The organism is Bacillus sp. AY3-1 (assembly GCF_008368785.1).
GTDB lineage: Bacteria > Bacillota > Bacilli > Bacillales > Bacillaceae_G > Bacillus_A > Bacillus_A wiedmannii.
The window spans coordinates 1-14,014 of record NZ_QORZ01000024.1; the positions used below are offsets into that span (position 1 = coordinate 1).

The following is a 14,014-nucleotide window of genomic DNA, read 5'->3' on the forward strand; positions in this document are numbered from 1 at the left end:
GGGCAGTAAGACCCCCACCTAAATTCTTTGCTTTCGCTGAATTTTAAGGTGGGGGTCTTACTGCCCATTAAAGCGGGATAAAATGTGTATTTCTCAACTTTTTTTCTTAGATGGATACGTAAAATTCTTCGTATATTCCAATAATCATAAGGAAATTTACAACGTTTATTGGTTTCTGTAAGATGCCTCTAGGAAGTATGAAAGGAGGGGCGTACATAGGGGATAGATTGTCTTTATTATACGTACTTATTTTGAGGGGGAGATTTAAAATGTTTAAAAAGCTAATGAAAGTATGTGCGTTAAGTGTAGTGAGTGTCGGGGTATTATTTAGTTTTCAAGAAAGTACATTTGCAGCTACTGATTTAAGTAGTTATTATGACGGAAAAAATCCAGCAACAACAAAGGTATACGGGGGAAGTACAACGTGTGATGCTGATGGATTTAATGCAAAGTCTACAGCCGTGTACGAAGGTAGTAAAAAAGTAGGAACAGTCTATTTACGTTACAGCAATAAATGTCATGCAGCTTGGGCTAAGCTTGTTTTAGATCAACCAGCACCTTCTGTTTCTGGAGGAGTATATGCTTATGCTGTTATTAATAAATATAAAAACGGTGTATTCCAAAAATCAGTAGATTCTAATAGTGGTAATGGAGCAATAAAAACAGGTCAAACGAGCACGTATACAGGAATGGTATTTGATTTAACTGCTGATTTTGGTTATACAGCTGATGCCGAAGCGGTGACGATTAATAATGGTTACGGGAAAACTGGACGTTATTAATAAGGGAGCGGAGTGCTATGAAACTTTTAAAAAAGCTGAGCGCATGTTTTTTTCTATCTTTGCTCGTTTTAACTAGTATGTTTAGTACGACTGGTAATGAAAAAGCATATGCAGAAGACCATTCGTATGATGGGAAAAGTCCTTATTACAATAGTTGTGATCAATCCGCAGTAACGAAAGAAAAGAAATGGATTGATTCCAATTCTTATGTGGAATTAAAATTTAGCACAACGTGTAAGACAGCATGGGCAAAAGTTACAGTAACTCGTGCAGCAGTATATAATAACGAAGCTGATGCAAGGATTGTTAGAAAAACAGATGGAAAGGCATACACTTGCGGGAGTGCTGGAGGAAATGGTGTTGTGAATAAAGGGCAAACATCATGCTATACGCCAATGGTATATGATTTAGATCCAAGGAAGGCACAAGCGCAGGGGAAACATGCCATTCCGAATAGTGATGCATATAATTATGCGGAGACAATTTGGTATTGATTATATTATAAAAAATTTAAGATAGCATATTTAAAGAGCATGCTTTGATTGGTTTTCAAAGCATGCCCTTTTTTTGTTTATCCAGTATTAACAAATAGTAAGACTTTAACTTCGAACCTCAACTGAAGTAAAGCAGGTAGCGGGATTGTTTGTAAAGATCTAATTAAGTATGGATGTTTCTTTGGGGTGTTGGGATAATTTAACATAAGCAGTTTTCATATCTCCTTATTTATGCTCTAATTAAAACAAAGGAGGAAAGTAAATGGGGAAAGAAGTTAAACGATATGTAATGTGCACTTTAATATTTACATGGATACTATGGGGGCTACTAATTAACTTAATAAAATTTAACTTTACGACATTTGGTACACCGCTAGCGATGATATTATTTGTTTTCGGGGGAATCATGCCGGCAATCGTTGCAATTAGCTTAAAGAAAAAATATGGATCAAAAGAAGAGTTCAGAGTGTTTATAAAAAATGTTGTTAATTCTAAGTATCATTTTTTATGGTATATTCTAATCGTTGTTTTGGCTTTTATTAGTTGTTATCTGCCAATAATATTTGGTGGAGCAACGATGCAAAAACCATTATACGTGGCATTGCTTAGTTTTCCAATAATGATCGTTGGTGGTGGTCTTGAAGAAATTGGATGGAGAGGATTCTTACAACCTGCCCTTCAGAAAAGGTTTTCGGAATTATTTAGTACGGTTATTGTGAGCTTTATATGGGCTATTTGGCACTGGCCGTTATGGTTTATTCCAGGCACGAATCAAACTCAAAGGGATTTTATAGCCTTTATAATTACGACAATTGCCATATCGTTCTTATTAACTACAATTTTTAACGCAACTAAAAGTATTTTTATTTGTCTAATTTTCCATGCGCTTCTTAATTCTTTTTGGAGTGTGTACGTGCCAAATGATAAATTGTTACCAGCATTTTCAACTTTTGTTTTCGGAATTTTCGTATTTATTTTGTATAAAGTCGTAATGAAAAGAAAGAACCTCTTATTGATTAGGTAATTGAAATAATAAAAGGAAACATATTAATATATTTTTTATGGATATGAAACTAATTAATAAGAACATGACACAAACATAATTAAAATATAATACAAGTTTGTGCCGCAAAAAAATTTGTAAACTATAAACAACATTAAAAAGAATGAAGAGCCTTTCCGTATACATAAACAATGTTAACGACAGTTCTAGTAGTTCATTTGTTAGAATAATCGAATTAACTAAGATCTGTATCAGGAGGAGTATATCCAAGGTGACGAGCCATTGATACAATTTGTCCTTTATGATGAAACTCATGTGTCTCTGTATGAGTTAAAAGCCATAGTGGTGTTGTACTCCAAGGTTCTTTTTGCCATTTCACTTCATTTGCTATATTTTCGAGCCAACGGTCATTGTATTCATCTAAAAAACGTAGTACAACCTCATCTACTAACTTAAACCTAGCACGGATTTTCTCGAAATCTGCATGCTCAATTTCATAATCACTAGCAAATGAAAAATCTGCCCGTTTTTGCTTGAATCCGAATGATCCAAGCCAGTACCGATAGCAATCGGCTACATGAATATGCGTCTTTATAATGCTACCGCTCCCGAAATTTGGAACAGTGCTACGTAATTTTTCTAATGGGATTTCTTCCAAAAACGAAAATAGAGTTTCTCTTGTAGAGCTAATAAGATTATATTGTTGTTTTAAAATATGTAACATGTAATTGACACTCCTCTAATATTTACTAAACTAATTGTGTAGTAAATAATTCTATATGTACGAGGGGTGAACCTTTTTATTATTTTTACTAAGCATATTAGATGTTTTTCTTAATCGTTTCTGATAGATTAAACAAGGTAAAACTTTAATGTGTTGAACATTCTTAGTTCATAATAAATGGTACATGAAGAAGGGGAACGATCAAATGAATAGACTAGTTGGCTTAAAACAATTTGAAATAACGCGTGGGGAATTGCTTAAATTTATGGAGACGCTAGACGATAAAACTGTGGATACGCAGCCAGAAGGTTTTAACAATACAATTCGCTGGCATATCGGTCATGTGTTAACGGCAGCAGAAGTTTTCATGTTTGGAAAAGAATTCAAACAATTACCAACTGAATATCCAGGTATGTTTGGGTATGGATCAAGACCGTCTAAATGGAAAACAGAAGGACCATCGTTAGAAGTGTTAACGGCTCAATTAAAAGAACAAGCGAAACGTATTAACGAAATTCCAGCAGAAGCATTTGAAAATAAACTCCCAGAGCCATTCCTAGGATTGGAAACAGTAGGGGAGCTTTACGGTATGATGCTTTATCATGAAGCTGATCATATTGGACAAATGAAGGCGATGGAACGTATTATTAAGGCTCTTTAGTTGTAATTGTATTTAAAAAACGAAAGTACAGATGTTTTGTCAAAATTGAGGTGTAAGTAGTTACAACCTTATTTTTCACAATACAGGTGTAATGTGAAATAATATATAAACAAAAAAAGTAGATAATTTATTATCTACTTTTTTTGTTGTTGAACTTCTTGAAGGATTATGAGTACTTACCATAGTAGGAATAGTTATTACTTAATGGAAAAATATTGAAGAAAATACAGAAATAAGGTTGCGGAATCTATATGGTATATAAGTATAATAGTAGAGAAGAACTAGAAATAGGGGTGAATACTATGATTACATTAGAACAAAAGTTGGAGCAATACACACATACATATGGACAGTTAAAGGGAGAACTAAAATGGAAAACGAGTGATTCTCGAACAGGAATGATGATTGCTGCTATGTATGCAAGTAGTGATAAATTGTTTGATCTCGGACGTTTTTTAGAAATTAGTAGTTATATTAAGAATCAGGTAGGGATGTTTTCATACTTAAAATCTTATCATCGCTTTGTGGTAGCCGCAACTTTAGATATTCACTTTACAGATTATAAGAAAGCTTTTCGGAAGTTTTTAGATTTATATGAACAATTAGTCGCTGGTGGTTTTAGCCGGAGTATATTTACTTATCTCGCAGCATCTGTGCTTTTAACAGAAGAAAATGAACAGCATGGCACGCACATTCAGCGTTCGATGCAAGTATATAAACGTATGAAAGAGGATCATCTTTTTCTTACAGGTACAAATGATTATCCGCTCGCGGTTTTACTAGCAGGACAATTAGAGAATGTAGAAACACTTATGGACCGAGTGGAACGTCTGTATCAGAAACTAGCGAAAGCTGGTTTGCGTAAAGGGAATGATCTTCAGTTTTTAAGTCACATTCTTTCGCTAAAGAAGGATGTCCGTGAAGAAATGTTAGTTGCAACATGCACAAACTTATGGAAGTTGTTAAAACAAGAAAAGGTAAAAGTGAAACAGATGCATTATCCAGCAGTTGGGCTACTAGCGTTACTTGAGGATGGAGAAAAAGAGATTCATTCTATTAAAGCATTGATTGAAAAATTGCAAGGGGAGAAATTATTCCGTTGGCATACAGATGCGAATATCCTTATTGCTATTCAACTGTTCGTAAGTCAGAAAGGTGAGGAAAGTAAAGCTACTAACACAGGTTTACAAACAATGATAGAAGTCCTCATACAGGCACAACAGGCAGCTATGATGGCAACGATTGCCGCTTCATCTGCAGCAACCTCTTCAGCTACTAGTAGTTCATAATGTGTAACTGCTTATGCTCTTGTAATTTATAACTCCTTTGATAAGGACGGTAAAAAAGCCAATCACTCTCTAATGAGTGATTGGCTTTTTTACATAATCAGCATTATTTTTTCGACTCCTTCAAATGTTTGAGTTGTGTAACAATCATAATGCTAATAACAACGAGTAAAAACCATGAGCTAATTTTACTTAAGTGAACGAGATTCCACGCTTCCCGCTGATTTGGATATTGCCATGCTCCGAAAAATGTTGCGATGTTCTCTGCAATCCAAATAAAGAAACCAATAAGGAAAAAGGAGAGAACGAGTGGCATTTTATATGTAACGCCTCGTAATGAAAATTCTACAAATGTCCGAAAGAAAACGATGAATAAAAGTACAGTTAATACCCATCTAAAGTCATATAGAAAATGATGTGTAAAAAAATTAAAGTAAATCATTGCTCCTAGAGGTATTGCAAAAATAGCCCTTGGCCAATGATGCATTTGTAAATGCAATCTTCTCCACGCTTGGCATATGTAACTGGCGACACTTGCATACATAAAACCACTGTAAAGTGGAACTCCAAAAATTTTTGAATACGCCTCTTCCGGATAACTCCATGAACCGAAATGTACTTTATATATTTCTAGTAAAAGCCCGATAAGGTGAAAAACAGTAATTACTTTTAGTTCGTCTTTTGTTTCAAGTCCAGTTTTGTACATAATCCACTGCATAAGAAGACATACGATGAGTATGAAATCATAGCGGTATAACCCTGGGATAGAAATGATTTTTGATAGGGCTAGTGTTAAGAAAATAACGACTGGGAATAAACAGGATAATGCTTGTTCGTAAGTGAAGTGTAGTAGTTGTTTTATATAGAACATTGTGTCACCTTCGATGTTTTTGTTAGAAAACTCAAAATAATGACTAAGTATACTACAATTTAAAAAATAAGCCAGTAGTTTATTTTTCATGTATTTGTAAGTTTTAGAAAGGGATTGTAATAAGTATTTTAATATTTAACGAAGTAAAAAATAGTTTGCTATTTAAAAAAAGTGGGGATATAATATCTAAATGAAAATGATAATTATTATCAGTAATAATTATAAATTAAAAATAATTATAAAAAACAACTCCATATAAAGGATGAAATGAAACATGTTACATAAGTTTGCTGTACATGCTGGCAATAATCGCTGGATACATATTAAGTTCATATGTTTCATGAGCTTAACAATTTTATGTTTAATCGGATCTATATTTTTAGCTATTGCATTCGGTGCAAAGGATATCCATTTGCAAACCGTAGGGGCAGCGGTTTTTGATTATAATCCGAAATTAACACAGCACCAAATTATTTATGAATTAAGGCTCCCAAGGGTAATTGGCGCAGCAGTTGTAGGAGCAGCTTTTGCAGTCGCTGGTGCTGTAATGCAAGGGGTAACACGAAATCCTTTAGCTGATGCAGGTGTGCTTGGTATAAATGCAGGTGCGATGTTTGTAGTAGCACTTAGTTTTGCCTTTTTCCCGCATATGCCGTATTCCTATTTAATGATTGTTTCCTTTATTGGAGCGGTTTTAAGTACAGTACTCATTTTTATTATCGGATCAGCAACATCAGGCGGATTAACACCAATGAGGTTAACGATTGCAGGGGCAGTTATGGCCGCACTTTTGCATTCGTTAAGTTCAGGTGTCGCGATTTATTATGACTTAAGTCAAGATTTAGCTTTTTGGTACGCTGGTGGTGTTGCAGGCGTTAAGTGGGAACACTTGAAATTTCTAGTTCCTATTATTCTCATAACAATTCTTTTTGCTACAGTGATAGGGCGGTCTATTTCACTCATATCAATGGGGGATGACGTCGCTACAAATCTAGGAGTAAAAACGAACCGAACGAGAATACTAGGGATGATTATAGTAGTCATTCTTGCCGGTGTATCTGTTTCAGCTGTTGGTTCCATTGGATTTGTAGGACTTGTTATTCCGCACATCGCTAGAAAATTAGTAGGTGTGAATTATCGGCTTATTATTCCTATGTCAGCATTATTAGGAGCTATGTTATTAGTTTTAGCTGATTTAGGAGCAAGAACAGTAAATCCTCCTAAAGAACTTGCGATAGGGATTATGGTAGCTCTTGTTGGAGTTCCGTTCTTCCTCTATATAGCACGTAAAGTTGGGAGGGAGCTATAAGTGAAGGATCTTTTGAACACAGATAAAAAGAGAGCTATTACTGTAACTACAATTTTTGGTTGTATTAGTATCGCTGTCATTTTAATTAGTTTAAATACAGGGACACTGAGCATAGCGCCACTTAAAGTAATTCAAACACTTTTCGGTTATGGTGATTTTGAGAGCGCAACAGTGCTATACGATTATCGTATGCCAAGAATTATAATCACCATGTTAGCTGGTATTGGCCTTGGGATTTCCGGTGCGATTTTACAAGGATTATCACGTAATGCACTTGCAGACCCTGGTATTTTAGGATTACATTCAGGTGCATCTTTCGGGCTAATTATATTCGTTACTTTCTTTCATTCTATTAATGAGAATGCATCGATTTTAATACCGTTATTTACATTTGGCGGGGGAGCACTAGCTGCATTTTTAATTATTATACTTGCGAGTGATCGATCAAAAGGTTTACTTCCTATTAGACTTATTCTCGTTGGTATTGCTGTTTCAGCTGGCTTTAGTGCGATTTCGTTATTTTTCTCCCTGAAGTTAAATGATGAGACGTATACATTCGCTTCTAGATGGTTAGTTGGTAACGTGTGGGGAAGGGATTGGATTCATGTCCTAGCATTATTACCTTGGATTTTCATCCTAACCCCGTATGCATGGCTAAAATCTAAAACGTTAAATGCATTGTCACTAGGTGATAGTGTGGCAGCAGGACTTGGTGTTTCTGTTCAAAAAGAACGGTTACTTCTTTTAGCTACAGCGGTTGGATTATCTTGCGCGAGTGTATCGATGGCAGGAGGGATTGGGTTCATCGGTTTAGTTGCTCCGCATATTGCAAGAAAGTTAGTAGGTACTGCCTATCAACATTTCCTTCCACTAGCTGGCATTATCGGAATGATTATTTTAGTGCTAGCAGATACGATAGGTCGTTCTATATTCGAGCCAAATTCTATTCCAGCTGGTGTAGTAGTGGCAGCTTTAGGAGCACCGTATTTTCTTTATTTACTTACAAAAACAAAATAAATACTTTAAAGAGGAGAACATATGAAAAAGAAACTTACTATTTTATTTAGCATGGTGTGTATTTTAGTATTAGCAGCATGTGGTCAAACGAAATCTAATGAAGAGGCAACGAAAAAAACTGAAAAAAGTAATGATCCGAAAATCGCTTCTATGTCCATTCACTTAACGAATAATTTACTGGCATTAGGAATTACACCTGTAGGTTCTGTTATTGGAGGAGATTTAAAAGATTTCTTACCGCATGCAAAAGAGCAGTTGAAAGATACGAAGAAACTTGGTGTTGTAACGGATCCGAATATGGAGGCATTACTTCAATTGAAGCCAACTGACATTTATGTGGATGAAAAATACGCGGGAAAAGATTTAGCGAAATACGAAAAAATTGCAAAAACACATTCTTTCAATTTAGATGAAGGTACGTGGAGAGATCAGTTAAAGCAAGTTGGTAAACTTGTAAACCGTGAGAAAGAAGCGGATACATATATTCAAGATTACGAAGAGCAATCAAAACGAGTAAAAAGTTTAATAGATAAAGAATTAGGTAATAACGAAAAAGTAATGGCAATTCGTGTTACTGCAAAAGAATTACGTGTCTTTAGTACGAAAAGACCGATGGGACCGATTTTATTCCAAGACTTAGGATTACAACCTGCAAACGGTGTAGAGAAAATTGATGGAAACCGTCCTTTCGAAGTCATTTCACAAGAAGTATTACCTGACTTTGATGCAGATGCTATTTTCGTTGTTGTAAACAGGGATGATAAAGCAAAATCTGCATTTAAACAACTTCAAGAAACACCAATTTGGAAAAACTTAAAAGCAGTTAAAGGTAAGCACGTATACATTATTAATGACCAACCATGGCTTGACTATTCTGCTTTAGGTAACAAAATGGCAATGGATGAAGCGGAGAAAATGTTTACGACATAAGAAGGATTCGTTGTTAGGAAGACCCTCTAAATTTTGAGGGTCTTTTATTATTGTTAGAATAAATGAAAAATTATACAATGAATGTAATTTAATGCAGAGGAGATGTGCCAATGTCAGCGCTTATTGTAAGTATCCCGTGTATAAGGAAATTTATGGAATAAGGGGATAGATAGGCTAAAATGAGTATCCCCGTTATTAAAAAAGGGGGAGTCTGAAATGACAATGAATCTTTTTCAAAATAAATCGATTAAATTATCAGCTATGAGAGAAGCAGACGCTGAAGTAATGGCTATGTGGCAAGAAGATAGTGAGTATTTAAGAAACGTAGATACAGATGTAGCATTCCCGCAATCAATACAAGAAATAGCGAGTGATGGGCTATTAAAGGGACGGAGATCGAATGGTGTCGCTTTCATGTTAAGGACAGCTCAAGATAATCGCTTAATTGGTTTTGTTGCAATTCATGGCATAGAGTGGAATAACAGAATGGGTTTATTAGCCATTGGTATAGGAGATGCAAATGATAGAGGGAAGGGATATGGAAGAGAAGCGATCCATCTTATCTTAAAATATGCTTTCTATGAATTGAATTTGCACCGTGTTGGTCTTGATGTTATTTCTTATAACAAAGCTGCTATTGAGTTGTATAAAAAAATGGGTTTTCAGATAGAAGGCTGTATGAGAGAAGCAGTGCAAAGAGATGGGAAGTATTTTGATCGTATCATTATGGGGATATTAAGGGATGAATGGATGGAGATGCAAAAATAAAAGTGATGGTAGCAAGGTAATTATTCATACTATGAATAATGGAATAGAAAGGAAAACTAGGTAGGTACTAGTTTTCCTTTTTTATTTTTGGTACTAATGATATGTTTTTATGAATAGTTTGTATCCTGCGAATAAAAGGGCACAACCTAAAGCGAATGTTAACATTACCCCAGTTGAAAGATTAATAGAAGGATTAAAAACTAAAGTCGCTGTTTCGCCAGTTAGGACACTGTGAATATTCACGTAAGTAAATGGGTTGTAAGGAGAAGAGAAACTCTTCATTCCAATAAAAGCTATAATACCTACAAAAGACGTTGTAATACTTAGGCTTTTTAGTAAAAGTGATGAAATATAGTAAAAAGAATATAGAAAAAATGTGAGTACAACAGTTAGTAATAATACTTGTCCGAAGTAATTTTTCAAAGTGATAAAGTGAAATTGATCTTTAATGGGATTTAAACTATTATACTCCCTGCCAAATGGATTAGGCTCTGATCCTTCGTATACAAGGACTGGATAATCAAAATTTCCTATTCCTTTCGTGAAATAGCTACATAACAAAGGAATGAGTAGCATTAGTAAAACGAAAACAAGTGTAGAAAGGAATCCACTAAAATACTTTGTTATAAATAATGATTTTCTTTTAATAGGCAAAGTATAGTAAAAGTGCAAACCACGCTTCTTATTATTCATTTCAGAAGAAATATTATTTCCGAAAATAAAGCATCCTAATAAAATGAGTACTGGTATATAGTAGTACTGGATTATTTGATATAAAAATAAAGAACCAGTTGTACCATAACGCATAGTACTCTTTTCCCATTGTTCTAAGGAACTACCTGTAAATTGATCGTAAATTGTAAATAGGTAGGGGGTATAAATGGTATTTTGAATGAATGGTTCAGCTTTATTTTTTTTCAGTAATAATAATTCTTCCAACGTTGCCCGTGCTGTAAATAAGGAAATATTTTGTTTCTCAATTGCTTGAGGGAAAGAGTTAGAGCCTTTTGAACTCTTAAACATAAATTGTAATTCATTTATATTTTCTTCATATATTTCTTGCCAGTTACCTTGAGAATAGTTCGCGATCCATTTGTTCTTCTTTGAAAGAGATTGCTGAGATTCTTGAATAGCTAATTTATTTTCTATAATTTTTTCAACATCGCCATTCTGTTCAGCTTCAATCTTTTGCAGTTCTAGTTCTTTTAAAGCCTGTTGCGAAATGTTAACGCTATATTGTGCAAATGACAAATTCCCACGCTGGATATCTTTCGCGACAGAATAATTCAAGAAATATAAACTACTAACGAAAAGAATAGAAGTTAATAATGCAATCCATGTTGTTTTTTTCTTGAAATATTTTTTGAATTCAAATTGGAAGAGTTGTTCCATATTACACACCCGGCTTTCGATTCATGCATATGGCACATAGTAAGAGCAAAAATGTACTTCCAATTAACACCACTGCACCTAATGGATAATATTCATTATTATCTAAAATGACGCGATCTATTTGTTGATAGGAAAGGAGAGATAGAAACGGATTAAAGCCGATTTTTGATAAAATGAAACCACTGCTTAAAATAAAAGTGAGAATTAAATATGTAACAAGAGTATTTCTTATCCAAAATCCAATGAGCACTAATAAGGAAATAGCTACAGTGGAATAACATAGACTGTAAGTGAGAGCTGTTTTTAAGTATGTACCTGAACTAATAATAGTTTCTGTTTTTGTGAAAAGCGGGTAATTAAAAATATTACCGGTAGATTTTTCGAATATTGTTGGTAGTATATAAGACAGTGAAAATACTAGTAAAATCCATAGGAGACTAACAACAAGTAAACTGAAAAATTTTATTAAGATATAGTGACTACGAGAAATAGGTAAAGTATAGGTTAACTTAATTGTATGGTCTTCAAATTCTTTCGTAATGACTGTACCTAGTAAGAGTAGTAAAATAAGGAATCCTGGGGCATTAAGTAGTAGTGAAATTACTTTTTTCATAAAAAGTGATGGTTGAATGGAAAGGTCAAGGTCTTCTTTTGGCAAACCTTGTTGTAATAAGTTTTCATTCAGTTGAACTGCTTTTTTCATATCTTTTTCACTAGCTGAGAAAGCTCCTTCTACTTGTTGAAAGCGCATAGCTAAGTCATAAACTTTCATTTCGGTCTGTAATTCATTTTTCCACTTGTTATCTTTGACCTCTTGAATAAGTTGATTTAAATGTTTTGATAGCGGAAGTCCAATCTTTAATCGAGATTCAATTTTTGCGTTAGGTCCTTTTTTTAATGTATCTTGATCTCCTGTAACTTGATTAGAAACTTCTGTTTCATATTTAGAAAATAATTCAATCTTGTTTATTTTGACTACTTCTTGTTTAAGCGCATTATGAAGAAATAACCCGCAGATGATTAGTATAGTAGCAATGATTAAAGTAAAGAGAATATTAGAGTAGAGCATTTTTTTTAGTTCGAATAGAAATATTTTCATTTCGTATCACCACATACATTAAATATCTCTTCATATCTTTTTTCAGAACCGATAACTTCTTTTTGGATATCAATAATATTAATTTTATAAGAATGAAATAGATTAATAAGGTCTTGGATGGTGTGGTGTTCTAATTGGATTTGAAGGCTGTTCTTAGTTAACACTGCTTGTACGTTTTCTTGTAATAAAACGTATTGTGCATGTTTTAAATTTGAAAATAAGAAGTGATAATAAATTTTTTCGTACTTTGTCATATCTTCTTCTATTAATTTACCGTCTTTTAAAAAAAGAATCTTCTTTGTAACACGGTCAATTTCTGACAAGTTATGAGAAGAAAGAATGATTGTTGTATCTTCTTCTACTAAGCGTAATAAAATATTCCTCATTAGTATCGCACTAGTTGGATCCAAGCCATTTAGAGGTTCATCAAGGAACACAAGCTTTGGTTTGTTTAAGATTGCCATTGCTAAGAGAAGGTGTTGTTTCATACCTAAGGAGTAATCTTTAACTTTCCTCTTCGCATAACTTTCCATTCCTACATATTTTACAACTTCATTCATGCGTTCTTTTGAAAGTTTTTGTACATCACAAATGAATGTAAGATGGTCGTAGCCATTTAAATAGTCATATAGTACAGAATTGTCCTGTAAAAAAGAAACGTTTTTAAACACTGAAACATCTTTGTTAGATTTCCCCATCAATTCAATATTCCCGGATGTAGTGGGCAAAAGGTTGGTAACTACATTTAAAAAAGTAGTTTTACCAACACCGTTAGGACCTACTAAAGCCCAAATTCCTGGGGAGTTGATTGTGAGGTTAATTCCATCTAATATTTTATTATGTTTGTAACTTTTGGATAAATTATTGATAGATAGAATAGTCAACTAGAATTCCTCCTTTTTAGTTAATTGGTATAAAATGTAATTGTATCATCAATTATAACTAAAAATTCAAACTTATAAAGAGGTATAGTTATAAATTTTATCTTTTTCTAAATCTCATTCTTAAATCTATTATATGAATAATTTAGAAATGAGACTGTGAAGAAAGGAAAAAGAATACTTGTTGGAGAATTTTTACAATGTGTCGATTAGAGAAAAAGGAGTTATGCAAAATGAATTTAGAAAAGAGTAAACCAGTAAATGAAGAGGTCGCTGAATTAAAGGAATTAATTAAAGAATTACACGGAAGTGTACATCAACTTCAAAGTGAAGTGCAGCAACTAAGGCATGAAAGACCAGTTGTTGAAGTGAGGAAAGGTGTTCAATTATCGCCAGCAATCGTCGGACAAATTGGTGGTATGATTTTAGGTGGATTAGCAATTATTGGTATATTTTGGTGATGAAAAAAAGGTATGCAATTTAGAGCTGCATACCTTTTTCGTTGTCGTTATTTGTCGGTAAGTCGATATTCTCTGTCGAATCGTCGATATACTTAGAAAATCGTTGATATATCCGAAGAAACGATCGATATATTTTAAAAATCGTCGATATAATTTCACACAATACAACTTTTACATTAAATAACGTAAATATATGTAAGCATGTGATAACAATAGCGCAATAATTGTTAACGGTAAACCAATTTTTAAGAAGTCCATATACGAGAAAGCATGTCCTTCACGTTTTGCAATACCAGCAACGACTACGTTTGCGGATGCTCCGATTAATGTTCCGTT

At 33.9% G+C, this 14,014-nt stretch carries 15 protein-coding genes; 10 read left to right on the forward strand and 5 right to left on the reverse strand.

The window, feature by feature from the left end; translation table 11 throughout:
* Window positions 1–269 precede the first annotated feature (269 nt).
* The 3 genes from DN389_RS23275 (at window position 270) to DN389_RS23285 (ending at window position 2,300) form a co-directional block, all read left to right on the forward strand.
* Window positions 270–782 (forward strand): DUF2690 domain-containing protein, encoded by a 513-nt coding sequence (locus tag DN389_RS23275; RefSeq protein WP_106102527.1) that lies wholly within the window; start codon window positions 270–272, stop codon window positions 780–782.
* Window positions 783–799: 17 nt separating this feature from the next.
* Entirely contained in the window at window positions 800–1,276 is a 477-nt protein-coding gene (locus DN389_RS23280) for a DUF2690 domain-containing protein (RefSeq protein WP_106102528.1), read from the forward strand.
* 262 nt (window positions 1,277–1,538) lie between these two features.
* Window positions 1,539–2,300: a CPBP family intramembrane glutamic endopeptidase gene (locus tag DN389_RS23285; RefSeq protein WP_149237657.1), complete on the forward strand. Its 762-nt coding sequence runs from the start codon at window positions 1,539–1,541 to the stop codon at window positions 2,298–2,300.
* 214 nt (window positions 2,301–2,514) lie between these two features.
* Here DN389_RS23285 and DN389_RS23290 read toward each other — a convergent pair whose 3' ends face one another.
* A complete protein-coding gene (locus DN389_RS23290; protein WP_149237658.1) occupies window positions 2,515–3,003 on the reverse strand; it encodes a DinB family protein in 489 nt (162 codons plus the stop codon).
* Window positions 3,004–3,187: 184 nt separating this feature from the next.
* Here DN389_RS23290 and DN389_RS23295 point away from each other — a divergent pair, with 184 nt between their 5' ends.
* Window positions 3,188–3,664: a DinB family protein gene (locus DN389_RS23295; RefSeq protein WP_002009359.1), complete on the forward strand. Its 477-nt coding sequence runs from the start codon at window positions 3,188–3,190 to the stop codon at window positions 3,662–3,664.
* A 251-nt stretch (window positions 3,665–3,915) separates the two neighbouring features.
* Window positions 3,916–4,953 carry a DUF4003 domain-containing protein gene (locus DN389_RS23300; protein WP_098191110.1) on the forward strand — a complete coding sequence of 346 codons (1,038 nt, stop codon included), beginning with the start codon at window positions 3,916–3,918 and terminating at the stop codon, window positions 4,951–4,953.
* A gap of 103 nt (window positions 4,954–5,056) precedes the next feature.
* Here the strand turns inward: DN389_RS23300 and DN389_RS23305 are convergent, their stop codons facing one another.
* Complete coding sequence (locus DN389_RS23305) at window positions 5,057–5,821, reverse strand: DUF817 domain-containing protein (protein ID WP_098191109.1); 765 nt, start codon at window positions 5,819–5,821, stop codon at window positions 5,057–5,059.
* 274 nt (window positions 5,822–6,095) lie between these two features.
* Between DN389_RS23305 and DN389_RS23310 the strand changes: the two genes are divergently transcribed.
* The 4 genes from DN389_RS23310 (at window position 6,096) to DN389_RS23325 (ending at window position 9,845) form a co-directional block, all read left to right on the forward strand.
* Window positions 6,096–7,130, forward strand: coding sequence for a FecCD family ABC transporter permease (locus DN389_RS23310; protein WP_098191108.1), 1,035 nt, complete (start codon window positions 6,096–6,098; stop codon window positions 7,128–7,130).
* Window positions 7,131–8,147 carry a FecCD family ABC transporter permease gene (locus DN389_RS23315; RefSeq protein ID WP_098191107.1) on the forward strand — a complete coding sequence of 339 codons (1,017 nt, stop codon included), beginning with the start codon at window positions 7,131–7,133 and terminating at the stop codon, window positions 8,145–8,147. It begins immediately after the preceding gene.
* 21 nt (window positions 8,148–8,168) lie between these two features.
* Entirely contained in the window at window positions 8,169–9,077 is a 909-nt protein-coding gene (locus DN389_RS23320; RefSeq protein ID WP_098191106.1) for an iron-hydroxamate ABC transporter substrate-binding protein, read from the forward strand.
* Between the two features lie 216 nt (window positions 9,078–9,293).
* Complete coding sequence (locus DN389_RS23325; RefSeq protein ID WP_098191105.1) at window positions 9,294–9,845, forward strand: GNAT family N-acetyltransferase; 552 nt, start codon at window positions 9,294–9,296, stop codon at window positions 9,843–9,845.
* Between the two features lie 93 nt (window positions 9,846–9,938).
* Here the strand turns inward: DN389_RS23325 and DN389_RS28535 are convergent, their stop codons facing one another.
* From DN389_RS28535 to DN389_RS23335, 3 genes are read right to left on the reverse strand one after another with little or no spacing between them, the layout of a single operon-like run.
* Window positions 9,939–11,237 carry an ABC transporter permease subunit gene (locus tag DN389_RS28535; RefSeq protein ID WP_179955904.1) on the reverse strand — a complete coding sequence of 433 codons (1,299 nt, stop codon included), beginning with the start codon at window positions 11,235–11,237 and terminating at the stop codon, window positions 9,939–9,941.
* A 1-nt stretch (window position 11,238) separates the two neighbouring features.
* Window positions 11,239–12,336, reverse strand: a complete 1,098-nt coding sequence (locus DN389_RS23330; protein WP_149237659.1) for an ABC transporter permease — start codon at window positions 12,334–12,336, stop codon at window positions 11,239–11,241.
* Complete coding sequence (locus tag DN389_RS23335) at window positions 12,333–13,220, reverse strand: ABC transporter ATP-binding protein (protein WP_098803070.1); 888 nt, start codon at window positions 13,218–13,220, stop codon at window positions 12,333–12,335. Before DN389_RS23335 ends, DN389_RS23330 begins: the two co-directional genes overlap by 4 nt.
* A gap of 230 nt (window positions 13,221–13,450) precedes the next feature.
* Here DN389_RS23335 and DN389_RS23340 point away from each other — a divergent pair, with 230 nt between their 5' ends.
* Complete coding sequence (locus tag DN389_RS23340; protein ID WP_001047523.1) at window positions 13,451–13,678, forward strand: coiled-coil domain-containing protein; 228 nt, start codon at window positions 13,451–13,453, stop codon at window positions 13,676–13,678.
* The last annotated feature ends 336 nt before the right edge of the window (window positions 13,679–14,014 follow it).